General features: G+C 41.5%; 23 protein-coding genes, 1 CRISPR repeat array and 1 riboswitch. Of the genes, 2 read left to right on the forward strand and 21 right to left on the reverse strand.

Translation table 11 applies throughout. The features are described 5' to 3' along the window. The 4 genes from DWV34_RS01735 to DWV34_RS01750 all read right to left on the reverse strand — a co-directional run bounded on the left by DWV34_RS01735 (position 1) and on the right by DWV34_RS01750 (position 2,892). On the reverse strand, positions 1–1,005 hold the full coding sequence (locus DWV34_RS01735; protein ID WP_009291136.1) for a zinc-dependent alcohol dehydrogenase family protein: 1,005 nt from the start codon (positions 1,003–1,005) through the stop codon (positions 1–3). 14 nt (positions 1,006–1,019) lie between these two features. Next, the gene (locus DWV34_RS01740; protein ID WP_006567692.1) at positions 1,020–1,865 is read right to left on the reverse strand and encodes a class II fructose-bisphosphate aldolase; all 846 of its coding nucleotides are present in this window, start codon (positions 1,863–1,865) and stop codon (positions 1,020–1,022) included. Positions 1,866–2,067: 202 nt separating this feature from the next. After that, positions 2,068–2,337, reverse strand: a complete 270-nt coding sequence (locus DWV34_RS01745; protein WP_009291135.1) for a DUF3795 domain-containing protein — start codon at positions 2,335–2,337, stop codon at positions 2,068–2,070. A 30-nt stretch (positions 2,338–2,367) separates the two neighbouring features. Beyond that, complete coding sequence (locus DWV34_RS01750) at positions 2,368–2,892, reverse strand: PadR family transcriptional regulator (protein WP_006567694.1); 525 nt, start codon at positions 2,890–2,892, stop codon at positions 2,368–2,370. 122 nt (positions 2,893–3,014) lie between these two features. Here DWV34_RS01750 and DWV34_RS01755 point away from each other — a divergent pair, with 122 nt between their 5' ends. Beyond that, positions 3,015–4,421 (forward strand): MATE family efflux transporter, encoded by a 1,407-nt coding sequence (locus DWV34_RS01755; protein WP_022261251.1) that lies wholly within the window; start codon positions 3,015–3,017, stop codon positions 4,419–4,421. Between the two features lie 195 nt (positions 4,422–4,616). On the opposite strand, the gene DWV34_RS01760 is transcribed toward DWV34_RS01755, so the two are convergent. The 15 genes from DWV34_RS01760 to DWV34_RS01830 form a co-directional block, all read right to left on the reverse strand. Then, a complete protein-coding gene (locus tag DWV34_RS01760) occupies positions 4,617–5,789 on the reverse strand; it encodes an iron-containing alcohol dehydrogenase (protein WP_006567696.1) in 1,173 nt (390 codons plus the stop codon). Between the two features lie 21 nt (positions 5,790–5,810). Continuing rightward, positions 5,811–6,839: a zinc-dependent alcohol dehydrogenase gene (locus DWV34_RS01765; RefSeq protein WP_009291133.1), complete on the reverse strand. Its 1,029-nt coding sequence runs from the start codon at positions 6,837–6,839 to the stop codon at positions 5,811–5,813. A 70-nt stretch (positions 6,840–6,909) separates the two neighbouring features. Next, positions 6,910–7,590, reverse strand: coding sequence for an L-fuculose-phosphate aldolase (locus DWV34_RS01770; protein ID WP_006567698.1), 681 nt, complete (start codon positions 7,588–7,590; stop codon positions 6,910–6,912). Positions 7,591–7,603: 13 nt separating this feature from the next. Then, complete coding sequence (locus tag DWV34_RS01775; RefSeq protein WP_118475108.1) at positions 7,604–8,659, reverse strand: 2-hydroxyacid dehydrogenase; 1,056 nt, start codon at positions 8,657–8,659, stop codon at positions 7,604–7,606. Positions 8,660–8,699: 40 nt separating this feature from the next. After that, positions 8,700–10,127, reverse strand: a complete 1,428-nt coding sequence (locus DWV34_RS01780) for a PTS transporter subunit IIC (protein ID WP_009291131.1) — start codon at positions 10,125–10,127, stop codon at positions 8,700–8,702. A gap of 41 nt (positions 10,128–10,168) precedes the next feature. Then, positions 10,169–10,468: a PTS sugar transporter subunit IIB gene (locus DWV34_RS01785; RefSeq protein WP_009291130.1), complete on the reverse strand. Its 300-nt coding sequence runs from the start codon at positions 10,466–10,468 to the stop codon at positions 10,169–10,171. Positions 10,469–10,483: 15 nt separating this feature from the next. Further along, positions 10,484–10,939 (reverse strand): PTS sugar transporter subunit IIA, encoded by a 456-nt coding sequence (locus DWV34_RS01790; protein WP_006567702.1) that lies wholly within the window; start codon positions 10,937–10,939, stop codon positions 10,484–10,486. 152 nt (positions 10,940–11,091) lie between these two features. Then, positions 11,092–11,499, reverse strand: a complete 408-nt coding sequence (locus tag DWV34_RS01795) for a hypothetical protein (protein WP_006567703.1) — start codon at positions 11,497–11,499, stop codon at positions 11,092–11,094. Positions 11,500–11,511: 12 nt separating this feature from the next. After that, the gene (locus DWV34_RS01800) at positions 11,512–12,237 is read right to left on the reverse strand and encodes a phosphoenolpyruvate-utilizing N-terminal domain-containing protein (RefSeq protein ID WP_022261250.1); all 726 of its coding nucleotides are present in this window, start codon (positions 12,235–12,237) and stop codon (positions 11,512–11,514) included. Continuing rightward, positions 12,234–14,288 carry a BglG family transcription antiterminator gene (locus tag DWV34_RS01805; RefSeq protein ID WP_006567705.1) on the reverse strand — a complete coding sequence of 685 codons (2,055 nt, stop codon included), beginning with the start codon at positions 14,286–14,288 and terminating at the stop codon, positions 12,234–12,236. The genes DWV34_RS01800 and DWV34_RS01805 overlap by 4 nt, the downstream gene beginning before the upstream one ends. 6 nt (positions 14,289–14,294) lie before the next feature. Continuing rightward, positions 14,295–14,555 (reverse strand): HPr family phosphocarrier protein, encoded by a 261-nt coding sequence (locus DWV34_RS01810; RefSeq protein ID WP_009291126.1) that lies wholly within the window; start codon positions 14,553–14,555, stop codon positions 14,295–14,297. A gap of 290 nt (positions 14,556–14,845) precedes the next feature. Then, positions 14,846–15,580: an ABC transporter ATP-binding protein gene (locus DWV34_RS01815; RefSeq protein ID WP_009291125.1), complete on the reverse strand. Its 735-nt coding sequence runs from the start codon at positions 15,578–15,580 to the stop codon at positions 14,846–14,848. A 5-nt stretch (positions 15,581–15,585) separates the two neighbouring features. Further along, the gene (locus DWV34_RS01820; protein WP_009291124.1) at positions 15,586–16,584 is read right to left on the reverse strand and encodes an ABC transporter substrate-binding protein; all 999 of its coding nucleotides are present in this window, start codon (positions 16,582–16,584) and stop codon (positions 15,586–15,588) included. A gap of 28 nt (positions 16,585–16,612) precedes the next feature. Then, complete coding sequence (locus tag DWV34_RS01825; RefSeq protein WP_009291123.1) at positions 16,613–17,377, reverse strand: ABC transporter permease; 765 nt, start codon at positions 17,375–17,377, stop codon at positions 16,613–16,615. Next, the gene (locus DWV34_RS01830) at positions 17,346–17,642 is read right to left on the reverse strand and encodes a thiamine-binding protein (RefSeq protein WP_006567710.1); all 297 of its coding nucleotides are present in this window, start codon (positions 17,640–17,642) and stop codon (positions 17,346–17,348) included. The genes DWV34_RS01825 and DWV34_RS01830 overlap by 32 nt, the downstream gene beginning before the upstream one ends. Before the next feature lie 74 nt (positions 17,643–17,716). After that, a riboswitch (TPP riboswitch) is annotated at positions 17,717–17,830 on the reverse strand. Positions 17,831–17,992: 162 nt separating this feature from the next. On the opposite strand from DWV34_RS01830, the gene DWV34_RS01835 reads away from it, so the two are divergent. Continuing rightward, on the forward strand, positions 17,993–19,399 hold the full coding sequence (locus tag DWV34_RS01835) for an amidophosphoribosyltransferase (RefSeq protein ID WP_006567711.1): 1,407 nt from the start codon (positions 17,993–17,995) through the stop codon (positions 19,397–19,399). Positions 19,400–20,289: 890 nt separating this feature from the next. Further along, positions 20,290–21,046: a CRISPR direct-repeat array (repeat unit 31 nt; unit sequence CTCTAAATTCCAATGTGGATCTATTATTACC). A gap of 274 nt (positions 21,047–21,320) precedes the next feature. Here DWV34_RS01835 and DWV34_RS01840 read toward each other — a convergent pair. Next, complete coding sequence (locus DWV34_RS01840; protein WP_009291122.1) at positions 21,321–21,920, reverse strand: class I SAM-dependent methyltransferase; 600 nt, start codon at positions 21,918–21,920, stop codon at positions 21,321–21,323. 21 nt (positions 21,921–21,941) lie between these two features. Beyond that, complete coding sequence (locus DWV34_RS01845; RefSeq protein WP_118475112.1) at positions 21,942–25,256, reverse strand: DEAD/DEAH box helicase; 3,315 nt, start codon at positions 25,254–25,256, stop codon at positions 21,942–21,944. Positions 25,257–25,341 lie beyond the last annotated feature (85 nt).

The following is a 25,341-nucleotide window of genomic DNA, read 5'->3' on the forward strand; positions in this document are numbered from 1 at the left end:
TTAGTGTTTTCCGGTTAAACGGACCATCACTTTTCCTTTCTTTGCATACTTCTGTGTCTTAAGCTCCTCGCCCATCTCTTCCAGGTCAAGACTGGCACTGATGATCGCATCGGTATCAAGCTTTCTGCTCTCTAAAAGCGCCACCGCCCGTTTCGTTGTATTTGGATTTAAATAAGAAGTATAGATGCTGAGTTCCTTTGTATACGCCTCAAATTGGTTCATGGAAATCGGCTCATCCGGATCTCCGAGCCCAAACAGCAGTACCCTGGCGTTTTTTCCCGCAATCTTTAGAGACTGCTCCATGGTCGCTTTTAATCCGATACATTCGATAACATAGTCAATATTAAATGTCTCAGCCAGCTTTTCTATCTCTTTGTCGTCCACTGCATAATCGGCTCCCAGCTCAAGAGCCAGCTTCTGTTTCTCTTTCTCCCTCTCAACCACGATAATGACAGAGGCCCCTGAGAGTTTCACCATCTGAAGCATCAGGCTTCCGATAGAACCCAGACCGTAAATTACCACTGCCGAGCCGCTTCGGATCTGAATCAGATCCAGTCCGTGGATCACACAGGACAAAGGCTCTGCGAATGCCGCATTTTTAAGATCCAGTTTCTCCGACACTTTATAGACGTTCTGCTCCGGAGGGTAAACATAGTCAGAAAATCCTTTTGCCACACCGTGCCTTTCAAGACAGAAATTCGGAAGCCCCTGCTGGCAGTAGCTACATTTCCCGCATCCGTAACTGGGATCTGCCGCGACCCGGTCTCCGGGCTTAAAATACTTAACCTTCGGACCCACAGCCGTCACGATCCCGGAACACTCATGTCCGAGGATGATCGGCGGAATCACCGGACTGGCACCGTTTTTCCCCTCAAACTTGTGAATGTCTGTGCCGCACAGTCCGCACCATGCCACTTCGATTTTTACTTCATCATCTTCCGGTTCCCGGTCAGGTATTTCTCTCACTTCATAGGTCCGGTCCCCTGTATAATATCCTGCTCTCATCTGCATCACCCGCCTTAATTGAGATTTTTAAAAAGTTCTATTTTCCTCTGTACTACCTGGTTGACTGCTTCTATACACGGCATTACATTATTTCTAAGAGAACTGCTCTCTGATGTCTGTCCAAAAAGCTCTTTGGACTTTTTCGTCCAGGTGACCAGAAGTTCTGTACCCACATTAAACTTCCGAATTCCAAGATCGATCACTTGTCTCACATCTTCATCCTTTACTCCGGTCCCGCCGTGAATAACCAGAGGAAGGTCTACCGCCTCTTTAATCTCTTTCAGTCTTTCAAAATTAATGTTTGTCTTGGACTTATACTGTCCGTGATTGGTGCCGATCGCCACTGCCAGCGCGTCAATCCCTGTCTTCTTCACAAAGTCCACTGCCTCTTTTGGGTCTGTATAGCGTACTTCTGCCTCTGATACGGCTACTCCGTCCTCTGTTCCCCCGACGATCCCCAATTCTGCTTCCACAGAGACATCAAACTTTCTGGCATATTCAATGATCTGCTGTGTCTTTAAAATATTTTCTTTCAGCGGCAGGGATGATCCGTCAAACATGACAGAACTGTAACCGGCATCGATCGCCTCTTTGATCTCATCATACTCTTTTGCATGGTCCAGATGAAGCACCACATCGATTCCTGCTTCCTCTGACATGGTCCTACACACAGATACCAGATTTTTATGTCCCACATATTTAGCAGTTCCGACACTCGTCTGAATGATCACCGGTGTTCCCTGTTCTTTTGCTGCCAGGATAATCGCTGGAAGCATTTCCAGACTGTGGGTATTAAACGCCCCCACTGCCATGTTCAGTTCATCTGCTTTTTTCAAAACCTTTTTTAAATTTGTATACATCTTAACCTCCTCAAATATTAACTGCTGCCTTTTGTTTTAAAATTCTATTACTTCACCTCCCATCATTTTATCCTAACGTTATAATGTACGGACGTTTGTACTTTTGAATGTATTATACAACTCTTTTTTCGATTTGTAAACAATTTTTAAGCCAGAAGATGAAAAAATCTTCTGGCTTAAGGTCATTCTCATATTCTGTTGTTTATTTAACAGTACTCTCTCCCGCCCAAATCCTGCATTGTGCAATCTTCGGTTCCGGGTCAAATCCTTCTTCTACTCCCATGGTAGACAGCATCTCACACGGAAAATCCGGACAGACTCCACAGTGGTCCAATCCTTTTGCCTCACAGCAGGACTTCACTCCGCACTCACCGCCCCAAAACGGCTGTTTCATTTCTGTGCATCCCGTACAGTGGACCTCCTCTTTTCGCTCACATGAATTGCAGCAGACACCGCATCTTGATTCAAACATAATTATCCTCCTAAAAATTTTATCCTGCAGTTACATAGTTTCTTTTAATTCCTCAATCCACGTTTCCAGTGCCTGTGCCAAGATAAGCTGCTGCTCTAAGACAGCCATTCCTGTTTTCGGAATCTCCGGCAGATGTTCTTTCAGGCTTATATTTTCTTCGATATATCCTTTTAAAGTCTCCATGTTGTTTTCGATCTCTGTCAAACAGGACTTCTGTTTTTCCTTCGGCAGACTGTCCAGATTTACAATGACGGCATTAAAGTCCAGAAATATCCGGACCGGCTTTGAGGCAATCTCCAGCATAAGCTTTTCAAATTGCTTCTCTCCTGCCTCTGTCAAAGAATAAACCGTTTTCTCCGCCATATTTCCTTCTTTTACAACATCCCCTTTCATATAGCCCTTCTTTTCCAGCTGAATAACCTTTTTGTAAATGGAAGGCGTACTGATTTTTACCCATTTGGATATATTGCGGTACTCTACGATCTTTTGAATATCGTATGCACTCAAAGACTCCTTTTTCAAAATTCCCAGCACGATAAGATCAATAGTTGCCATGATTTCCCCCTTTTCGCTTGACAACCACTATAATTTATAGTAGTATGTGCTTCGCCGATAAAATCACTATAATTTATAGTAATATATTTTATATTTTATGTCAACCGAAAGGAGAGTTCATTATGAGTGAACAAAACAAAAAGATAGAACTGTTAGGAAGTGCTCCGATACCAAAAGCGCTTTTAGCCATGGGGCTGCCGACTATGATCGGAATGATGATCAATGCCTTATACAACCTGGTAGACGCATACTTTGTGGGAGGGCTGGGGACCAGCCAAATGGGTGCGATTTCTGTGGCATTTCCTCTGGGACAGATTGTGGTAGGTTTAGGTCTGTTATTCGGAAATGGGGCAGCATCCTATATTTCAAGGCTTCTGGGAAGAGGGGAAAAAGAAACAGCAAATAAAGTCGCCAGCACTGCCCTTTACAGCAGTATATTTGTGGGAGCTATAATCATAATTTTTTCCATTATTTTTCTGACTCCAATCCTTAAGATGTTAGGTGCAACAGAAAGCATTCTTCCCTATGCAGCAACCTACACAAGCATTTATATCATTTCATCAATCTTCAACATCTTTAATGTAACAATGAATAATATTGTCACAAGTGAAGGAGCCGCTAAGACAACGATGTGTGCCTTGCTGACAGGTGCTGTACTGAATATAGTGTTAGATCCAATTTTTATCTATGTTCTAAATCTGGGTGTCGCCGGTGCTGCGATCGCTACGGCCATCTCACAGATGATTTCTACTGCTGTGTATTTATGTTATGTATTCAGAAAGAAAAGTGTATTTAATTTCAAAATAAAAGACTGCTGTTTCTCTAAAAAGATTATGTCAGAAATTATGAAAATAGGGATACCCACACTGGTCTTTCAGCTGCTGACCAGCCTTTCCATTGCATTAATCAACAAACAGACAAAAGTATATGGAGACTCTGTTATTGCTGCTATGGGCGTGGTCACAAGAGTTATTTCTATGGGAAGTCTCATGGTCTTCGGATTTATCAAAGGCTTTCAGCCGATTGCAGGATTCAGCTATGGTGCAAAAAAATATGACCGCTTACATGAAGCGATCAAGACATCTATCTTATGGTCCACAATCTTCTGTTTTATCTTCGGAGCAGCTGCCGCTTTATTTTCTTCATCCATTATATCAGGATTTACAGCAGGCGATATAGAGATGATCCAGGCCGGGCAAACGGCACTGCGGGCAAACGGATTTTCTTTCCTGCTCTTTGGTTTCTATACTGTATACTCATCCCTTTTTCTTGCCCTCGGAAAAGCAAAGGAAGGTTTTATCCTTGGTGCATGCAGGCAAGGAATTTGTTTTGTCCCTGTCATCTTATTACTGCCTGCGGTTTGGGGCATCAACGGAATCCTTTATGCCCAGCCCATTGCTGATGTGATCTCTGCTTTTGTCACAATTTTCATGGCACTGTATCTTCACAGGGAACTTAAGAGTACAGCAGACATTGCTGTCCAAATCAGCAGGAATCCCCAACCAGACAGTATGAAATATGAGTCTTAATCCTGTCTGTACAAAATCCCCGTTTCCATGCGGTTTGACGGAACGGGGATTTTTCTCTCTCGCTCATAAAAAAATATTATGTATATTTCTTTCTAAGTAATTTTAATATTCTTTTTAAAGCTTTTTTTCAAAAAGCTAACCTCTGAAATCGATTACTATCAAAGGTTAGCTTTGACAAAATATAAAATTAAGCCTTTACAAGCTGTTCACAGTATCTTTTCCATAGTATACCTTAAGAATTAATTCTTTCATCTCTTTTGCCGTCGGCTGAATCGGATTAAATGGCGTTGCCACGTCACTCATTGCTTTCTCTGTTAATTTATCCAAATTTTTAATAAAAGTGTCTTCCTGTACCTTCTCTTTCATTGACTTTGGAATATTAATTTTCTCACTCAGCTCAGCAACTGCATCCGCCAATGATTTTTTCCCAATAAATCCTGCAAGTTCATCATACATTTTTTTAACTTCATCATTCCGACTGTTATATTCCAATCCATATGGAAGCACAATCGCATTGGCAAGCCCATGAGGCACTCCATATTCCGCCCCGAAAGAATGAGCAATCCCATGAACAATTCCTAATCCGGAATTAGAAAATGCGATTCCTCCCATACAGGATGCGGCCAGCATCTCTGCTCCCGCATTTTCATCTTCCGGATTTTCGTACACTTTTTCCAGGCTTTTATATCCATAAAGAAAAGCGGCCAGGGACATCGCCTTTGAAAATGGATTTGCAGTCGGCGTTACATAAGATTCTATTGCATGTGTCAGGGCATCCATTCCGGAAGCTGCCGTTAAACTCTTGGGCATTGTTGCCGTAAATTCAGGATCTAAAACAGCGGCATCCGGAACCAGCCTTCCATTCATGTCTCTGACAGAATATTTTTTCTTTTGTTTCATATCCTTAATTAAAGCTGCGCGGGTTGCCTCGCTTCCTGTTCCGGCAGACGTAGCAATACAGCAGACTTTTGCTTTCACTCTTAAATTCTCTATGATATTCGGAGGCATTGTCTCTTCCAGTGTCCGATACGCAGGATTCTCATAAAACACCCACATAGCTTTTGCTGCGTCCATTGCTGACCCGCCGCCAAATCCAATAATCCAGTCCGGTTTAAAAGTTTTCATTCTTTCTGCACCCTTTAAAATTGTTTGAAAACTTGGCTCCGGTTCAACTTCTGTGTAGGCCTCGTATTCAAAACCGGCTTCTTCTAAAACATCCGTAACTTTTTTATAGGAGCCGACATCGATAAGAACATTTCCGCTCATGACAATAAATGCTCTTTTCCTGGGTCCTTCCAATGTCTTAAGCTGCTGTACCGCATTCTTCCCCCAGAATACTTTTTCGCACCCCAATTTAATAGAATACACGTGATCACCATCCTTTACTCTCTAGTAAACAATACAATTTTTAATTACTTTTTGGGCCGCATGTTCAAGTATCGCCTCTTCCAGCTCCTCAAGCGGATATTCCTTTTGAATAAAATCATCACTTTGGATCACTCCCATTTTTAACAATTCCAACGCAGTCTGAACATGTCTCGGCGTTGTGTGAAATACTCCTTTGACCGTTATTTGTGAATAGTGCAGAAGAGCTGCATCAAGAGAAAGGATACTTTTTTCCTTTGTTCCGCCGAACAAAAGAACAAAACCGGCTTTTCTGGCCATCTTAACACTGCTTTCCCATACATTGATCAGACCGGTGGCCTCAATTACAATATCTGCACCCCTGCCTCCTTCTGTCATCGCTTTTACTGCAAATGCGCTGTCCTCAATGTTTGTAATATTTAATATCTCATGAACCCCAAGCTTCTTTGCAAGCTCCAATCGATTTTGTGCCTTATCCGTAACAATAACATGGGCACCTTTTAACACTGCAAGCCTCGCAAACATCAGGCCGATCGGACCTGCACCGTTTACCGCTACCACATCGCCTAAGTGAATGGGACATTCCTCAATACCGTATACAGCACAGGAAAATGGTTCCATCAGACAAGCATTCTTATGAGAAATTGATTCATCCAGCAAAAACATATTCTGTTTTACGATTCTCTCCGGTACTTTTACATATTCTGCATATGTCCCTCTGTTAAATAACATGTCTTCGCACATAGACGGAAATCCCTTTTTACAGAAATAGCAATGATTACATGGGGCTGTATTGTGAACAGCAACCCGGTCTCCTTCTTTGAAATTCTTGACCTTTTTCCCCACTGCGGCAATCACTCCTGAGTATTCATGCCCGAATGGATGCGGTGGTTTCAATAAAGGATATCCTCTCTTATATATTTTTACATCCGTCCCACACGTAGCAGAGATCTTGTTTTTTACTAAAACATCTCCTTCCCCGATTTCAGGGACTTCACATTCTTCAATCCGAAGATCTTCCTGTTCATACAAAACTGCTCTTCTCATTTTCATTCCTGGGCTCTGCTCCTCTTTAAATTAACTTGGAAATCCCGGTTCCAAAAGGAAAACCGGGATTGGAACATCAGTAACAATTAGATGTTTGATCTTCTTTGTCTTTCTTAGGCTGTCCATATGATTTAAATTTCTCCATAACCACGTCCATTTCTTCGTCGCTTAAAACGACCGGTTCGCCGACTGACATCGCCCGATACTGCATTTCCGCACAAAATTCCATATTCACTGCCAGCCCAAACGCTTTTTCAATCCCCGGTCCGCAGGTCAAAAGCCCGTGATTTGCAAGTAAAACAGCTTTTCCCTTTCCGCAGGCTTTGATTGCTGCCTCCGCAAGCTCTGGAGTTCCGAATGTACAGTATGGTGCGCACGGTACCTCTGCTGTTCCTGCACCTCCGATGACATAATGCAGTGCCTTAATCGGCATATTAAGACATGCAAACGTTGTACAATAAGCAGAATGTGTATGTACGACTGCCCCTGCATCCGGTTTATTTACATAAAAGACTGTGTGCAGGCCCCATTCACTGGAAGGCTTTTTATCACCTTCAACCACATTTCCTTCTAAATCCATCACAACGACATCCTCCGGGACAGTTTCAAAATAGCCTACGCCGGACGGACTGATTGCCATCAGCTTTTCTTCTGCATTATAGATACTGATATTTCCGCTTGTCCCTTTGCTGAGACCGGCTGCACTCATTTTTTTGCCGTACTCGACTACCAATTCTCTTTCTTTTTTTAATAGCATATTGTTCCCCTTTTTAAAATGTGATCTGGTTTAAATTGACGATCATATCACCGGTTTTTGTTTCCCAGAAACGATTAATCGTGTCTGTCAGAAGTTTTGGAGATTTTGGAAGAGCATCGACAACGTTTCCGGCGTTATGCGGCGTTAAAGTAATATTATCCAGTTTCAGTAACGGATCATCCTTATCCAGCGGTTCATTCCAATACACATCTAATGCTGCTCCGCCAATCCTTTTATTCTCTAATGCTTCTATAAATGCTTCTTTATCCAGGACCTTTGCTCTGGATGTGTTGATCAGATACGCCGTCGGTTTCATAAGACTGATAACTTCTTCATTAATACTGTTTTCAGTCTCTGGTGTTACTCTTAAATGAAGCGATATAATATCTGCTTCTCTGAACACTTCTTCTCTCTCTTTCATTGTTACAGCAATGCCTTTGGCATTCATGACATCCTGCGTCACAAAAGGATCATAAGCAATGATTTTCATGCCGATCCCGGCAGCTTTTTCCGCCACTAAACGTCCGATATGTCCCAGACCTATGATCCCTACTGTCATCTCTCTCATTGCAGTGGTATATGCTGAATTAACATACTCTTTTCTCCAGATGCCCTGTTTCATTGCCGCATGGGCTCTTGCAATGTTTCTTGTCTCTGCAAACATTAAACCGACCGCAAAATCTGATGTAGCTTCCGCATTTCTGATCACATGCATCACTGGAATATTTTTTTCAGTCGCGGCTTCCACATCTACATGCTCCAGACCCCCGCGGCATGTTCCGATCAATTTTAGGTTTTGAGCCCTCTCAATTAATTTTCTCGGAACGGGACAAAAATGTACCAGCAGAATATCTGTATCTTTTATCTCAGTATAAAGTTCTTCCGGGATCTCTTCTGCCTCCGGTCCCCTTGTTTCTATGTTTAAAGCCTTTTTATGAAAATCCTTTCGGTCATCTGCATTCCATATAATCTCTTTAATTTCCGGTTCATCATCAATATTCAGGCTTTTTGCGGCTTCTGCCAGCAATCCGCTGCTCACGATGATGTCCCCTACTACTGCAATCTTCATAATTTCCCCTTTCGTTTCAAACTATCTTTCACACTGGGTCTTATGCAGTTTCTCCGCCCGATGTTCCTGCGGCTGCCTGTGCTCCTCCCATCGCATTGTGTTCTAAATAATCCCATACTTTTTGTTTATTCTTCTTAAATAATACGAAGCACAAAAGATAGACAGCTATGACCAGTCCAATAATGATTGGGTTCATGGTTAGGAATGCGTATGTAATAAGTCCTGCCGTACAGTTTGACAAGATAAATCCGATAATTAAAACGGTTCCTGCAGTCACTTCATATCCGGCATTTACTGCGATCTCAGTAAATACAGCTGCCCAGGAGGATGCCATTAACAGCTTTGCGCAGAACACAATGCAGGCTGCAATCCAGGATTTAAAGATATTGCCGTTTGACAGAGATACCGGTACTTCTACCATATATGGAAGAGAAGGTAAAACCATCACCGGAAGAACGACATTTCCAGGCAAAATGAAGGCTAACAGAAGGGCGACCGGGATAACTAACAGGCCTGTTGTCAATGTAGCCGCTTCTCCATATCCCAATGCATCATTTACTGCGATGATAAACTCCCGGTCCTTTCCATACTTTGATTTCTTTAATGTCTTTCTTGAGTAATCCGTAATGACCGTAAATCCTGAGGCAAACAATCCCGCAATTTTAGGGAAGATTGCCATTACCGCTGAACAGGTGACTGCAACATCTGCAACCTGTCCCCATGAAGTCATCTCATTTAAAGTGGAGATATTTCCGACAATTCCGAGGATCAGGCCCACGATCAAGCCTACATACATTGGTTCACCCAGGAATCCGATTTTCTTCTTGATCGCGTCTGGTCTTAAATTAATCTTATCTGCTCCTAATTTCCCGAGTATAAAGTCTAAGACTAAATACAGCGGTACATCCCCCATGTGATGAGGTGCTATCATTGCACAGCCTGGATAGTGGTAGTATGTTGACCATCTCTTTTGAACAATCTCCGCAAGCAGCAAGACAACCAAATTGACAAAAAGCATAAGAACAAATGACATCACAAGATTTCCTTTGATCTGGTATAACAGCGATCCCCATACGATGATTGAGTAATTATTCCAAAGATCCGACGGCTGAAAAATATCTGTAATTTTTACAAGGAAGATTACAATCTGGAAGATCAGCCCGACTCCGATAAACATCATTCCGATGTCTGTCGAATAAGCCACCGAAGCAACGGCCTGCCACCCTACATCCAGCGCCGGCAGATTGATTCCCGTCTGTTCAATCAATTTTGTCACTAATGCTGATAATACGCTGCCAAACGCACTGGTTATAAACGCCATACCTTTCAAACCGACACCGATCAGCACAGCAGACATAAAAGCCTTTTTTACCGGCGCTTTGAATATTAAACAAATAATAAAGATGATAATCGGCACTGTTATATAGTTTCCGAATGTATCAAAAAACAGTTTCAGTGTATCCCACATATTTCAACCTCCTCGTATGAATGTTTTCCCGCTTTTCAAAGCTACAGTTCCAGATTCTCTACCTCCTGCATTAATTCTTCAATAAATTCCTCTTCATTAATGCCCACAAGGAAACCTGTGGCATTCAAAATGGGAACCCCGTAGTTTCCTTCCACAGGGCTTGTGTAAACGATCAAGTCATAACCGCCTCCCTGCATGGCACCCGGAACACCTCCGGGACTCACTTCCGTAGCTTCCATCTCATATCCTTTTTCCTCAAATATATCTGCTAATTTTGAAGAAAGCATTGCTGAGCTCACCGTTCCCGAACCGCACACTGATAATACTTTTATTGCTCTCATAATTTCTCTTCCTTTCTAATCTTCTAAAATTTTTAAACAATCCAGGATTTCTGATCTGTCTTTAGAATCCCTGATTTTCTTCAACAGCTCTCCGTCTTGAATGATCTTCATCATCTGCTTCAGCATACTGATCTGCATATCTGAGTCTTTGATCACCAGAGGAATGATCACTTCACAATCCAGCCACACATCTTTTGTTCCCATTGCACAAAATCTTACAGGTTCTCTGGGTATGATGACACCTACCGCCGGTTTATTTACATATGTATTATTTGTATGGGGAATCGCAATCGCAACTCCTTTTCCGGGCAAACCGGTGGGATATACTTTCTCCCGGTCTATCACAGCTTGTGTATATCCTTCTTTTACATACCCTTTTTCATAAAAAATCGTTCCGCCGAGCCGAATGCAGTCTTCTGCCGTTTTAACTTCTGCATCCATAACTACAAGTTCTTCATCTAGCAGTTTCAAAAATGGTCACCTCTTTCTTTTTTAGACTTTTATAGAATATTTGGTTATCGATAACTTAATTTCTAAATACACTATAACACCAATGTTTTTTATCAAAAAGAGCAGTTTCTTTCACTTTTTATTTCGCCGGTTTTACATTTTTTATACCTGTTTTATAAGAAAAATATATCCCATACCGTAATGGCTGCTCCGAACACAATAAGCGCCCCTGCGGCAAAACGGACATACCTGAGTGTTTTGGGGATTCCGAATTTTTCATAGTTATGAAAATGCATAAATACCAGAGGCCACTTACATAAACACATCCCTATGACAACTAACGGTATATGTGTCCACCAGCCTTCCATTGAGAAACCAATGCTTATTAAATTAACAGCAGCACATATTCCAATAATGACATATGCTTTGAGCCTTGACGCTTGATCCCATTTAATAAATCTGGACGTTTTGTTATAACAGTCCATACTACAGCACTGGACTTCTTCTTTTTCCCTTTTCAGCCAAACAGCTGCCGGCTTTTTAGTGATTGGCTGCCCACAGTATATACACCTTTTTTCCATAGAAACCTCCTTTCAAAGGATGTCTGATACCTCCTGGTCCGGTTCTAAAATTATTGTACCTTCCCCGCCATCCATATAAATATTAGTTTTAGAACCGGCTTCCTCCAATATATTTTTCACACCCACAACAGCCGGTATCCCTAATGCTTTTGCAAGAATCACCGTATGAGATGTGTTCCCTCCTCTTTCAGTTACAAACCCTTTTACATGTGTTGTGTCCATCCGCATGATGTCTTCCGGCGTCAGATCCGCCGCGACAATCACAATGTCCTCTTTTGTTTTTGAAACTTCATCCATTGGGGAATTTAATCCTTCCATCTTCCTGATCAAAGCATCACACACATTTTCAATGTCGGTCCCCCTCTCCCGCATATATGGATCATCCATACTTTGAAATATTACAGCCGCCGCTTTTTTCTCCTCTTCTAAAACATAAACCAGGTTCAATTTTTCATTTTGTATCCTCCTGATAATTTTCCCAAAAAAAGCATCGTCATTTACCATTTCAATATAAGCCAGAAAAATGTTTGCAGGCTCTTCTCCTGCTGAAATCTCTGCCTCTCTATACAGTTGCTTCAGCTCCTCCTTGTATTCTTTTCTTACCGTTTCAAAACGGCTGATTTCGTATTCTGCATCTTCAGACTTTTCAGCTCTCGCTTCAAAAGCCAAATTGTTTAAAACCAGAATGGTGCCAGCAGCTTTACCTTCAGCACCTCCGGTTCCTTTCCGTTTTTTCATTTCTTAACTCCTTTCATGTCAACTATAAAACTTTTCCCCTTTTCACTCTCACAGTAACGATAAATACCTTCCAGCACAGGAAAATGTGTATTCTGATCTACGGTCACAAAGAAGATGAATATCTTTCCTTTTATCTCTTCAGATATTTTGATTCTTTCTTCTGAAACAACAATTTCATAATTTATTTCTACATTTAAATCTCCGCGCATAGGACAATGGAGTATTACGACATCCTGAGAAATTTCATAAAATTTGATTTTGTTATGGTTCATCATATTGCATAATCTGTTATACAGACGCTTCCACGCTTTTTCGCCAACCGCTTTCTGGCATCCCTGCATGAGCAGCTCTTCTTTGGTGCTGCGTGCAGGCAGTACGCTGTATCTTTGATTTTGAATATAATTTGCAATAGAATTTAATTTTTTGTCTATCTTTCTGTTATCAGATTCAAATAATATCCGCAGCACATCAAAATATAGTTCATTTTCATCAACAATGCCATTTGTACTCTGAACGGCCGCCGATATGATCCTTTGAATTGTTTTGTTATACTCACCGATGACCCCGCACTGATTCATGACCTGGATGATTTTTTTCTTATCAGAATCCTCCAAAATAACATTGGTAAACACAATATTTTTCCGGTGTGCCAGCAGCTCTGAATATCCCGTGGAAATGATCAGCGCAAAATCGTCCAAATTATATTTTTTAGCCTCAGAAATAATGCCCAATTTAATGTCGGCGGTGCTGCCAAACAGTGTTTTCAGCTGTTCTTTTACTAAAGTTGAAGTTGCCATTCCATCTGCGCAGAGTACTAAGACCTTAGAGACATTGCTTTTCTTTTGAATTGTCTGATACTTCTCATCGCTTATAAAATAGATTGTTAAGTATGCAATCTCATCTGATGTTAACATTTTGGCAAGATCATCTTTCATCTCCCTCACGGCTCTCCCAGTGAAATCATATATTTCGGGATACATTCTCATGACATCCTGAACCAGGGGATTTGTCGATTGCACTCCATATTTCAATCTATAATACAATGGTCTGATATGCCCTTTTAACCTTGTCATTAAGCGGTCTTTATTATCAAAAGAAATACAGGCAATCCGTTCAAAATTTACAACCAGCGCTTTTGTAAAATTAGATATGTACAGATCTTCCTGATCCTGGGAAACAAACTGTGCAACCTTTATCCCTAACAAGAGAGTTGCAATATAATATATTTCCGATTCAGGAATTTCTAAGTTATAAACTTTTAATTTTTCAAAACTCTGTTTCAGTGATTGATACGGCTTTGTTTCAACTAAAGTTACTTTTTCTTCTGTATGAAGATTCATCGTGTAGCCATCCATGCTTCTGATCCAGGAAATCAGGATCATGCTGCATTCCAGTTCTTCATTTTCCAAAACCAGTTTGATATTTTCGTCTTGTTCATACTGCTTTATCAGACATCTGGCAATCTCCAGGTAATCGTAGTCCTCTCCGGTTATCGTAACCAAAGATTGCTGCATCCATTTTTTCAATATATCCTTAGGCTGAAAATTTTGTAATTTCTTAATTTCCTTTCCCACAATTTTTCTGATTGCAAATTCTTCTCCCTGGAGTACATATCCGAACTTGATCGAACTGGCTATAGAAATATTCTGGTTACCCAAAATTTTTTTCCACTCTTTAATATCTTTTAAGATTGTATTTTTGCTGACATCAAAAAGGTTCTGCATCTTCTCTATTGTTACAACCTCGGCAGACAGCAGTATCATTAAGAGTTCCAGTATTCTTCTCTCTTGTACAGAATAATAGTAGCTTCCGTTCTTCCTCATCTCAGCTTCCAGTATTTCAATTTTCTTTGATTTGACACAGATAATTTTTGACTGTATCTCCAGCCTGCCTAATTCCCTGCTCTTAAGCCAGTCATTGATCAGTTCAAAATCATAGTAAAATGTTCTCTTTGTAATGTTTAATTTCTCAATAATTCGGTCAACCGTATAACCGTTTTTTTGTTCTAGTATAATTTTTAAAATATATGCCGGTCTGCTTTTTAATTCCAAAGCAATCTACTCCTTTAAATTTTCAATAAATTCACTGATTTTCTCTCCTGCTTCTTTTTCATCTGTTCCGTTTATTACAAGTTTAATTTTTGTTCCTTTACATATCCCTCCTGACAAAATGCTGATAATACTCTTGGAATCAATTTCCGTATCATTTGTCCTGATTTTTATATCACTTTCATAAGTTTGGCATAACGTAGATAAATCCGTTGCTGGTCTGGCATGAAGTCCTGTTTTGTTCTTAATGATCATTTCTTTTTCGTACATGTCTGCTCCTCCTGATTGTTTCAATTTTATTTGTGCTTTCATTATATTCTCTTTCGTTTTTTCAGAAAATAGCAGTTGTTGTCACTCTTTTTTTCTTGTTTTGTGCAAATATTGTACTGAAAATGGAACCTTAATCCGACAGCAAGTTTTCTCTTTAAAAATGAAATACGGATGCAGCCCTGTGCACCCGTTTATATATGTTATCCCTCTAATTAAAATTATAAAAAATGACCCTTGGAAAACAATATATAATTTTTTCCAAAGGCCTGTATTAATATAATCATATCTGTCTAAAGCTTTTTCAATATATCTTTCTTATACTCCAGAAATTCTTCCGTCAGATTAAAATCTTTTCTCCGGGACTTAGGCTCCCGGATCACAATTTCTTCCGTAATCCTTCCGGGTCTTCCGGTCAGCAGATAAATCCTGTCTGAAAGCAGGATCGCTTCATCAATATCATGGGTGATAAACAGTGTAGACAGATGGATCTTGTCCATCACATCCAAATACCACCGATGCATATCACTTTTCGTCAGTGTATCCAATGCACTGAAAGGTTCATCCAGCAAAGCCACATTCTTAGAAAACATATAGGTCCTCAGAAGCGCAGCCCTCTGGCGCATACCTCCCGAAAGCTGTTTCGGATACTTTTTCTGAGTGCCTTCGAGGCCAAACTCCTGAAAAAGTTCCCCGGCTTTTTGACGGGCAGCTTTTTTGTTCTCACCTTTAATCAAAAGCGGCAGTGCTACATTATCCTCGATTGTCCGATAAGGGAGCAGCAGATCTTTCTGAAGCATATAACTGATATTCCCCGGCTGTCCCGTAATATCCCTGCCGTCCAGCATGACTTTTCCCTGATCAGGTTTTTTCAGTCCGGAAATCACATTAAACAGAGTCGTCTTCCCTCCGCCGCTGGCACCCAGCAGACAGACCAGTTCATTGTCATGCAGCTCTATATTAATGTCTTCTATTATATTTGTATTCTCATATGCAAGCGTAACACCCGTTACAGTCAAATCCGACATTTTCTTTACTCCAAATAGTCGTTGGTAAATCCGGTGTTTTCCGGAATCTTTGTTTTTGAAAGACCTTTCTCACTGATCCAGTTATAAAATGCATTCCACCTTTCAGGATTAATATAGCCCCATTGCTTCACTTCAGCCTTATACTGATCCTTCATATATTTCTGGCTGGCCTGTACCATTTTAGAATCCAGTTCCGGTGATGCTTCACAGAGAATATCTCCTGCATCTTTGGGATGTTCAATGGCATACTCATAGCCCTTTTTTGCGGCTGACAAAAATGCTTTTGCCGTTTCCGGATTCTTTTTCATCCATTCACTGTTCCCGATGATCACCGGCGTATAATAGTCAAAGACCGGATCAATATCTTTGAATGCAAAGTAGTCTGTATCAAGTCCGGCCACCTCCGTGGCAATCCCTGCCCATCCATAGTAAATCCAGATGGCATCCACTTTTTTGCTCTTTAATGCAGAGACCTCATCTGTGACAGTGCTCGGAATCATGTTTACTTTGCTGAAATTCCCTTTATCTTTTTCTACCACCTGTTTTAAGATCGCTTTTTCAATATCCTGATTCCAAGTGGCGTATTTTTTGCCTTCCAGCCCTTTCGGACGTTTGATTCCGTCACCCTTTCTGGATACGATCCCAGAAGTATTGTGCTGTAAAACCGCTGCCACTGCCTTAATCGGAAGAGCATCATCCCCAACGACAGCAGGCATCATCGTATCCTGAAATGAAATACCGAACTGTGCTTTCCCGGAGCCCACAAGCACTTCTGCTCCGTCTTCCGGCGGCTGTACGATTTCCACATCCAGTCCGGCTTCTTTAAAATATCCTTTTTCCTTTGCCACGTAAATACCCGTGTGATTGGTATTCGGTGTCCAGTCCAAAACAAATGTAATCTTTTTAAGCTTTCCGTCCCCGGCTTCTTCTTTCTTTGATCCGCAGCCAGTCATTACTGTGATCAATAACACAGAAAGTAATACAGCTAACATTCTCTTTTTCATAATTATCATCCTCTTTTCACTTTTTCGGCTATTCCCGGTTCTCCCACGGCATACATTTTTTCTGCAGAAGATTCACGGCCCACATCAGCAGGAGACTGATCGCAGAAATCATAAAGATCACCGCAAACATTTTGTCAAAGGCAAAACCTTTCTTAACCCGGATCATATAGACACCCAGACCTTCAAATCCACCCAGCCATTCTGAAATGACGGCTCCCACAACTGCATAGGAAGCTGAAATCCGCAGGCTGGCAAAAAACTGACTAAGAGATCCCGGAAATTTCACATACCGGAATATCTGCAGCTTTGACGCACCCATAGAACGCATCAGGCTGATCGTATCCTTGTCCGCCGAGCGGAAACCATCCAGCAGGCTCACGGTGATCGGAAAAAACGTCACGATAACGATTAAAATTACTTTCGGAAGCATTTCATATCCAAACCACAATACAAGAAGCGGCGCAATGGCCACCGTGGGCACCGTCTGCGTCAGCACGATCAGCGGATAAAATGCCTTATACAGTTTATCGAAATGATCCATGAGCACTGCCATTAAAAAACCAATAACAACACCCATCAGCAGACCGATAAATGATTCAAGTATGGTCACTCTCGCATTCGCCATCAGCAGTGGAAAATCATTTACAAATGCCCTGACCACATCCACCGGCGACGGAAGCAGAAATTTTGAAACCATCCCTGTCCCGCTGGCAGTCTGCCATATCGCCAGAATCACAAGAATCGCCGCTGCCGGCCACAGTTTATTGGTGGTGTTTTGTAACTTTTTTATCAATGGTAAGCACATCCCCTTCTGGCTTATAAGACACTTTAATGTAAGCCGCAACCGACGGTGCACCGGCACGGACAGCAATATGCTGGCACTCTTTCACAATATCCATCAGTTCATCGTAATCACCCTCGATCGCAGTTTCAAACGGTCCCACATAATAATTCAGTCCCGTGCTCTTAATATAATCAATTACCTCGTCCACAATACGGATCAATTCTTCATCATTGGCCGCCTCCGGCAGTGTCTGGATCGCTACGCTTGCATTCATATTTCTTCCTCCTCATAAATCTGTTTCCATAGAAAAACCCCGCTGGCAAATCCAACGGGGAAATAGTCTCATGTACAGCTGTACTGTTTTATTCCTACGCTGGCATTACCCAGATCAGGTATAAGGGTTAAAGACCTCTTCTCGTCTTACTCTCAGCCGGCAGTCTGCCAGCACCCCTGTATATAAAGTTTTCTTATGTCTCGGTTTCACGGTATGTTTGTATTATAATGAATATACTGAATTAAATCAATTCCCTTTTCGAAAGAATGCCAATCTTTCCTTGTCCCGTTCCTCCCGTTTGGTTATAATAAATACAGCAGTATAATCTTATTTACAAATCGGAGGAATTTATGGGCGGATTTTTTGGTGTCACTTCAAAACAGGATTGTGTTTTTGATTTATATTTTGGGACAGACTATCATTCCCATCTTGGGACAAGGCGTGCCGGTATGGCAGTTTACAGTAAAGACGACGGTTTTGACCGTGCCATTCATAACATAGAAAATGCTCCGTTTCGGACAAAGTTTGACAAAGACGTGAACAAGATGCATGGATATATGGGCATCGGCTGTATTTCCGACTACGAACCGCAGCCGCTGATCGTTCGCTCCCACCACGGCACATACGCGATCATGACCGTAGGAAAGATCAATAACACGGATGAAATTATAAAGCAGATGTTTGATTCAGGCCACACACATTTCCTTGAAATGAGCGGCGGAGATATCAATGCAACGGAGCTGGTTGCCGCTATCATCAACCAGAAAGAACATCTCGTGGAAGGAATTCAGCATGCACAGGATGTCATTGACGGTTCCATGACGATCGTACTGCTGACACCAAAAGGCATCTATGCCGCCAGAGACAAAATGGGCCGCACTCCCGTTGCTGTAGGCAAAAAAGACGATGGCTACTGTATTTCCTTTGAAAGTTTTGCCTATTTGAATCTCGGATATGTGGCCGACCGGGAGCTTGGTCCGGGAGAGATCGTGATTCTTACACCTGAAGGTATCCAGACTCTGGCTAAACCCGGCGAAGATATGAAGATCTGTACTTTCCTCTGGGTTTATTATGGTTATCCTTCGTCCTCTTATGAAGGAATCAGTGTCGAGGAAATGCGCTATGAATGCGGAAAGAAGCTGGCTCAGCGTGATGATGCTACTCCCGATAGAGTCGCAGGTGTACCTGACTCAGGGATCGCTCACGCCATTGGCTATGCCAACGAATCCGGGATACCGTTTTCCAGACCGTTTATTAAATATACACCAACCTGGCCGCGTTCTTTTATGCCGACTATCCAAAGTAAGAGAAACCTGATCGCCAAAATGAAATTGATCCCGGTTCATGAACTGATCCAGGATAAAAGCCTATTGTTGATCGACGACTCCATCGTAAGAGGAACCCAGCTGCGGGAAACAACCGAATTCCTTTATCAGAGCGGTGCAAAAGAAGTACACGTCCGCCCGGCTTGTCCGCCGATTTTATATGGATGTAAATATTTAAACTTCTCACGCTCTACTTCTGAAATGGATCTGATCACACGCCGGATCATTGAACAGATCAGCGGAGATTACAAGAATGTACATCTGGAGAAGTTTTCAAATCCGGACTCTCCGGAATATCAGGGTATGATCGATGAAATCTGTAAGCAGCTGAATTTCACATCGCTCCGGTATCACAGGCTGGATGATATGATTGAGTCTGTGGGATTGGATCCTAAGAAACTCTGTACTTATTGTTGGGATGGGAAAGAGTAGATAACATAAAAAACAACACAGCTTTTGATGAGATTGATTGTCAAATGCTGTGTTTTTTCTTTAATTAATTAGAATTTATAAAATTTTTATGTTTATACAAAACTCTTGACAGAGTAACCATACAGTTTTATTAAGGCCTTAATCTGCAATGAATTCTGGCATAACGTCGACAATCTAAGACTCAATATGTTTCTATTAAAATCAAAACCATTAATCGGTACTTCTAGTACTGAAACCTCTAAATTCCACTATGTTTCTATTAAGATCGACATCGGCGGCCATTTGTATTTCTACACTATCCTCTAAATTCCACTATGTTTCTATTAAGATTCATCGGCCAAACGTCGGGCTAAATCCTCACATTTTCCTCTAAATTCCACTATGTTTCTATTAAGATTTGTCTCCAGCATCTACATCTTTTTCATCTTTATCTCTAAATTCCACTATGTTTCTATTAAGATTCATGATAGATGGATAAAAACTGTTCACATCTACACTCTAAATTCCACTATGTTTCTATTAAGATCAGAAGGCGGAGTCGCTATAGAAAACAACTGTCTGTTCTCTAAATTCCACTATGTTTCTATTAAGATGGCAAATGACATGATGTCGTTTAGCAATTATAAGCACTCTAAATTCCACTATGTTTCTATTAAGATGGGGCAAAGGTAGAAATTTTGAGTAAAGGGAAAAGCCTCTAAATTCCAATATGTTTCTATTATCACCGTTCTTGTTTCCACATTAAATATGTAAAAGAAATCTTTAGACTCCAATGGGTTCTATTATTACTCTTTAAAAATGGTTGGAATTGCAAAAAACAGTGATCTTTAGATTCCACTATGTTTCTATTAAGATGAGGAAGTAAAAACGCACAACGTTTTTTATAAAGCCTTTAAATTTCAATGTGGTTCTATTATTACACATACAAGTATGAATATAATAAAGGTTTTGCAGACTCTAAATTCCAATGTGATTCTATTATTACTAACTCTCCGTTAAAGATATTGTACCCGGCATATTCCTCTAAATTCCAATGTGGTTCTATTATTACTACGTCCCCCTCCTGCGTGTAAGGGGTGTTACACGTCTCTAAATTCCAATGTGGATCTATTATTACTTATGCGGATATCCTGATACGAAATTGGAAGGAGCGTCTCTAAATTCCAATGTGGATCTATTATTACAGAGATGGATGCGGTGACAAACAAGTTGTGGCCTATCTCTAAATTCCAATGTGGATCTATTATTACCTGCGCAACCCTTGAGAAGAATAAAGCGTCTGTCTCCTCTAAATTCCAATGTGGATCTATTATTACCGGGACGGCATGGGCCTGTATCTCTACTCTGACACAACTCTAAATTCCAATGTGGATCTATTATTACCAAAACGACAATATGAAAGCACCCGTCAATTCTGCTCTCTAAATTCCAATGTGGATCTATTATTACCTTTTCGTAGATCCATCCATAGAGATCAACCGCCTCCCTCTAAATTCCAATGTGGATCTATTATTACCGGATTTGTAACACTTGGGGCGAAGATCCTTGAGCCTCTAAATTCCAATGTGGATCTATTATTACCACCAATGACTTTAGCCTTGGATCAGAAATATCTGCTCTAAATTCCAATGTGGATCTATTATTACCCATACATTCACAATATAGCAAAAATAAGCATTTTTCAACCCCCATTTGTCGACCTGCAAAAATTACAGCATGTTTTATAACTATAACCTTCAACCATGCTGATAATTTTTACATTTCACGGCTCTATTCCGCCTATTGTCGACCCCCTGGTGTTTTTACATTATAACAGGTCGACAGTATGTCCCTTATCCTTACAGATCAATCGCTCCCTAATTAATTATTTTCCTAATAACATCTATGGTCTAAAACTCGATAGGACCTTCTGAATCAACTCTTAATATAATTCTTTCTTCTTCAAAATCATATTCATCCATTTTTCTTCATCTCTCCCCAGTTTTACATCAGACGTAATCCATGTTTCCTCAACAATAAAAACTCCTGTATCTTCTATCAATCTGTGCAATCGCTCCTCATTCAAATCCGTAAAATATCTTCCATTCCGCTCTCCCTCAAATTCTCCATATTTAAAAGAGGCATATACAACACCCTGATCCCTCAACGCTTTTGCCATCTTAGAAAAAACTTCTTTCAGCTCATCTATCGGCAAATGAAGAATAGAAGAACAGGCCCAGATCCCATCATACTTATCTTCCTCATCCAGTTCATGAAAGTAACCGTGCTTCACCTCGATTCCCGTAAAATCCGAAGCCATCCTGCACAGTTCCTCTGATCCGTCCATCGCATCCACTTGATAACCCTGACTCATAAAATGCTTAGTATCACGACCGGATCCGCAGCCAAAGTCAAGGATCAATGCCCCTTTCGGAAGCCTTTCACAGAAACGCTTCTGATGATACTCCATATTTGCTCCAACTGTATTAAAGACAAATTCTCCGGCATTTTCGTTGTAATACTTGATTGTTTTAGAGTGCATAGCTCCTCCGCTTACGTCTGTCTATTTCAACAATTCCTTCAGTTCTTCTCTGGTAAAGCTTGCGCTTCCCATTCCTTCTCCGCCCAAAATCTGGTCTGCCAGTTCCTTTTTCTTTTCCTGAAGCTTCACAATGTTGTCTTCAATGGTTCCCTCAACGATCAGCCGGTAGACCATAACCACGTTTTCCTGTCCGATCCGGTGTGCCCTGTCCGTAGCCTGATTCTGTACGGCCAGGTTCCACCACGGATCATAATGAATCACGATATCCGCAGAAGTAAGGTTTAATCCAGTGCCTCCAGCCTTTAGGGAAATGCAGAAAACCGAAGTATCATCGTTGTTGAAGTCTTCCACCATCCGGGCCCGTTTTTCTTTATTTACTGATCCGATAAGCGTATAGAACGAAATTTTTTCAGCTTGCAGCCGCTCTTCTAATATAGAAATCATGGATGTAAACTGAGAAAAAAGGAGAATCTTATGTCCTCCGCTGACTGCATTTTTTATAAGATCAATACACAGATCGGATTTGACAGATTTTCCTGTATATTGATCAAAGACCAATTCCGGACTGCAGCAAAGCTGTCTTAACCGGGTAAGTTCCGACAGTATCTGGATCTTGGAACTTTTAAATTCCTCTTCCGACTGCTTATCCAGCATCAGCTGCATCCGTTTTACATGGGCATCATAAAGCTTCTGCTGTTCTCCTTCCATCCTGGCGTAATAGTTTTTTTCCAGTTTGTCCGGCAGATCTTTCAGCACATCCTTTTTTAAGCGCCGCGGCACGAACGGCCTGATCATCTTTTGAAGACGTTTTATCTCATTCTCGCTGTTATCCTGTACGATCGGAAGCTCCAGTTCTTCCCGGAACCTCTGATAAGAATATAAAAATCCCGGCATAAGATAGTCAAAAATACTCCAAAGTTCACTCAGGCGGTTTTCCACCGGAGTTCCGGTAAGGGCCAGTTTAAATCCAGCATTTACCATCTTGACCGCTTTGGCAGCCTGAGTATTATGATTTTTAATATACTGTGCCTCATCAATGATCTGGCTGCTGAAGGTCATATTTTCATAGAGACTAATATCCCGCTTTAATAGATCATAGGAAGTGACAAGGATGTCCCGGCTGTCTGCACGTTCAATGATGGACTTTCTTTCTCCGGCCTTGCCGACAACCATCTGGACCGGAAGGGCCGGGGCAAACTTCCGGATCTCGCTCTGCCAGTTAAATACCAGCGATGCAGGCGCCACGATCAGGCTTGGCCTGTTTCCTTCCTCCTCCAGGTATTCGGACAACAGAAATGCGATTACTTGAAGTGTCTTCCCAAGCCCCATGTCGTCTGCCAGGATTCCGCCGAATCCATTGTATTTTAAAGTCTTGATCCACAAAAATCCTCTTTTTTGATATTCTCTCAGGATAGGTTCCATCTCGGCAGGGAGTTCAAAATCATTATCCTCCACCGTTTTCATGTTCCGTATCAGTGCCTTAAATTCTTTATCTTTGTGGGCGGAAACTGACTGCCATTCTTTCAGCTCCTCGTCCAGGTAAAGGGCATGGTATTTCGGAAGGACCACCTGCTCCTGTTCCAGCTGCTTTTTTGTCAGGTGAAGCCCTTCTTTCATTTCCAGCAGAGCGTTGATCCCCTCCCCTTCCATGTTTACAAAATCACCGCTCTTTAAACGGTAAAATTTCTTTTTCCGATTATACTTTGATAAGATCTCCAATAGTTCGCTTCTCGGCATATCTCCCGCGGTCATCTTTAACTCCAGCAGATCACCGGAGAGAGATACACCCACCGCCACTTTCGGTGCAGGCGCAATATTAATTTTTTTCAGGGCGTCGGAAATATATACTTCCGCAAACTGCTGCATAGCAGGTATCCCGTAGACCAGCAGTTCATAGAGCATATCCTCATCATTGGCCAGAACCATCATTTTTTCATTTTCATCGTAGGCATTACAATAGCCGGAAACGATCTTGGCAGCTTCTGCTTCTTTTTTCAGATCCCGCCCCTCTGTTTTCTGCTTCTTTTCAAAAACATGGTACTTCTGTTCCCCGTATACCGCATCCAGCCTGCATGTAATGAAGTCCTTTTGGGGCGCATCCAGATATATTTCAAATGCGGCCGGCACTACCCCATAGTCCTTCTCGTCAAAACTCTCTCTTGTACACTCAAAATACGTTTCCAGCACGGGCAGGGCTTCCCTGCAGAACACAGGCACATCTGCTGTTTCTATAAAAACCTTCCGCTGCGGCAGATTTTCCATACAGGATAAAAAATCGTGGACAGGCTCCAAAAACGCTCTGCTCACTTTGTAGATCTTTCCTTTGGAAAAATAAATATTATGTTTGATGCCCTGAAATCCAAACAAATAATTGACCTCTACGTTAATTCCCTGTTCCTGGCCTTTGATCTTCATGGTCCTGGACAGTGGATCCTCTGTCACATGCCAGAGTTTCTCCGGCATCCCATTGATTTCCGCCGGAAACTCCCGGTCTCCCACCGCTTCCAAAAACAATTCCAGCTCTCCGGTTGTCAGCGGGACCTTTCTTACTTTCATTGTTGAATCCGTATATGAGTATCCATAATAAGGCACCTGCATATACTTGATCCTGTTTTGGGCAGTCCACGACTGTAAAAATTCCGCCAGTTTCCGTGAATCTCGATCAAATACCTGGATATCATGTATAAATTCTAACTTCTGCCCATAAGCGAATTTCTGTTTATTTTGCAAAGCATCTGCAAAGGCAAAAACATCTTTTAAAACATACAGATAGGAAGTACCGATCTTAAACTCCACCTGAATAAAATTATCCATACATGTCAAAAGTGGTTCCAGATGTACCTTCCCATAAATAGACTCCTGGGCAATCGGCAGGGTGCTTTTAAGCTGCTGCTGTGAAAGAAATGCCTTGATCGCCGGAGTCGTCTTTGGCCTCCATTCCTCACTGGCCGAAAGTTTATTCTGCATGCCTTTCATTGTCTGAAGTTTTGCAAGGCTTTCTTCTTTCTTCTGTTCATACTGCCAGGCGGCTTCCTGTGTTTCCAGGTAATCTGTATATTCAAACAAGACAGCCACACAGTGCTTGCATAACCCCTCATATTCTCTGAACGCCGGACATGTGCAGTGCGCATTTTCCAGCCACCCTTCTTCCATATTATATTCCAAATCGACATCGTACATATTTCTGCCGCTGCCCTGGACGGCGGCGTATATATAATCAATTCCGCCGTCTTCCTCTACGGAATATTCCTGAACAGCATCTGAACGATAAAGGTTTCTTCCTCTCTTATAAGCATTTTGATCTGCCAATGCCCGTATTTCTGATTGATCCAACATCTTACCGCAACCGCCCTTCTCTTTTATACAAAATATGCAAAATGACTCTCAGATTCATTATATGCCATAAGGTATTTACAATCAA

The organism is Anaerostipes sp. AF04-45 (assembly GCF_003461725.1).
In the GTDB taxonomy this organism is placed as follows: domain Bacteria; phylum Bacillota; class Clostridia; order Lachnospirales; family Lachnospiraceae; genus Anaerostipes; species Anaerostipes caccae.

What these genes read in the sequence shown, in the direction of transcription:
- DWV34_RS01735 (WP_009291136.1), bottom strand. Translation starts at nt 1,005, where the DNA reads ATGAGAGCAGGATATTATACAGGGGACCGGACCTATGAAGTGAGAGAA.
- DWV34_RS01740 (WP_006567692.1), bottom strand. Translation starts at nt 1,865, where the DNA reads ATGTATACAAATTTAAAAAAGGTTTTGAAAAAAGCAGATGAACTGAAC.
- DWV34_RS01745 (WP_009291135.1), bottom strand. Translation starts at nt 2,337, where the DNA reads ATGTTTGAATCAAGATGCGGTGTCTGCTGCAATTCATGTGAGCGAAAA.
- DWV34_RS01750 (WP_006567694.1), bottom strand. Translation starts at nt 2,892, where the DNA reads ATGGCAACTATTGATCTTATCGTGCTGGGAATTTTGAAAAAGGAGTCT.
- DWV34_RS01755 (WP_022261251.1), top strand. Translation starts at nt 3,015, where the DNA reads ATGAGTGAACAAAACAAAAAGATAGAACTGTTAGGAAGTGCTCCGATA.
- DWV34_RS01765 (WP_009291133.1), bottom strand. Translation starts at nt 6,839, where the DNA reads ATGAAAATGAGAAGAGCAGTTTTGTATGAACAGGAAGATCTTCGGATT.
- DWV34_RS01770 (WP_006567698.1), bottom strand. Translation starts at nt 7,590, where the DNA reads ATGCTATTAAAAAAAGAAAGAGAATTGGTAGTCGAGTACGGCAAAAAA.
- DWV34_RS01775 (WP_118475108.1), bottom strand. Translation starts at nt 8,659, where the DNA reads ATGAAGATTGCAGTAGTAGGGGACATCATCGTGAGCAGCGGATTGCTG.
- DWV34_RS01780 (WP_009291131.1), bottom strand. Translation starts at nt 10,127, where the DNA reads ATGTGGGATACACTGAAACTGTTTTTTGATACATTCGGAAACTATATA.
- DWV34_RS01785 (WP_009291130.1), bottom strand. Translation starts at nt 10,468, where the DNA reads ATGAGAGCAATAAAAGTATTATCAGTGTGCGGTTCGGGAACGGTGAGC.
- DWV34_RS01795 (WP_006567703.1), bottom strand. Translation starts at nt 11,499, where the DNA reads ATGGAAAAAAGGTGTATATACTGTGGGCAGCCAATCACTAAAAAGCCG.
- DWV34_RS01800 (WP_022261250.1), bottom strand. Translation starts at nt 12,237, where the DNA reads ATGAAAAAACGGAAAGGAACCGGAGGTGCTGAAGGTAAAGCTGCTGGC.
- DWV34_RS01810 (WP_009291126.1), bottom strand. Translation starts at nt 14,555, where the DNA reads ATGTACGAAAAAGAAATGATCATTAAGAACAAAACAGGACTTCATGCC.
- DWV34_RS01815 (WP_009291125.1), bottom strand. Translation starts at nt 15,580, where the DNA reads ATGTCGGATTTGACTGTAACGGGTGTTACGCTTGCATATGAGAATACA.
- DWV34_RS01820 (WP_009291124.1), bottom strand. Translation starts at nt 16,584, where the DNA reads ATGAAAAAGAGAATGTTAGCTGTATTACTTTCTGTGTTATTGATCACA.
- DWV34_RS01830 (WP_006567710.1), bottom strand. Translation starts at nt 17,642, where the DNA reads ATGAATGCAAGCGTAGCGATCCAGACACTGCCGGAGGCGGCCAATGAT.
- DWV34_RS01835 (WP_006567711.1), top strand. Translation starts at nt 17,993, where the DNA reads ATGGGCGGATTTTTTGGTGTCACTTCAAAACAGGATTGTGTTTTTGAT.
- DWV34_RS01840 (WP_009291122.1), bottom strand. Translation starts at nt 21,920, where the DNA reads ATGCACTCTAAAACAATCAAGTATTACAACGAAAATGCCGGAGAATTT.
- DWV34_RS01845 (WP_118475112.1), bottom strand. Translation starts at nt 25,256, where the DNA reads ATGTTGGATCAATCAGAAATACGGGCATTGGCAGATCAAAATGCTTAT.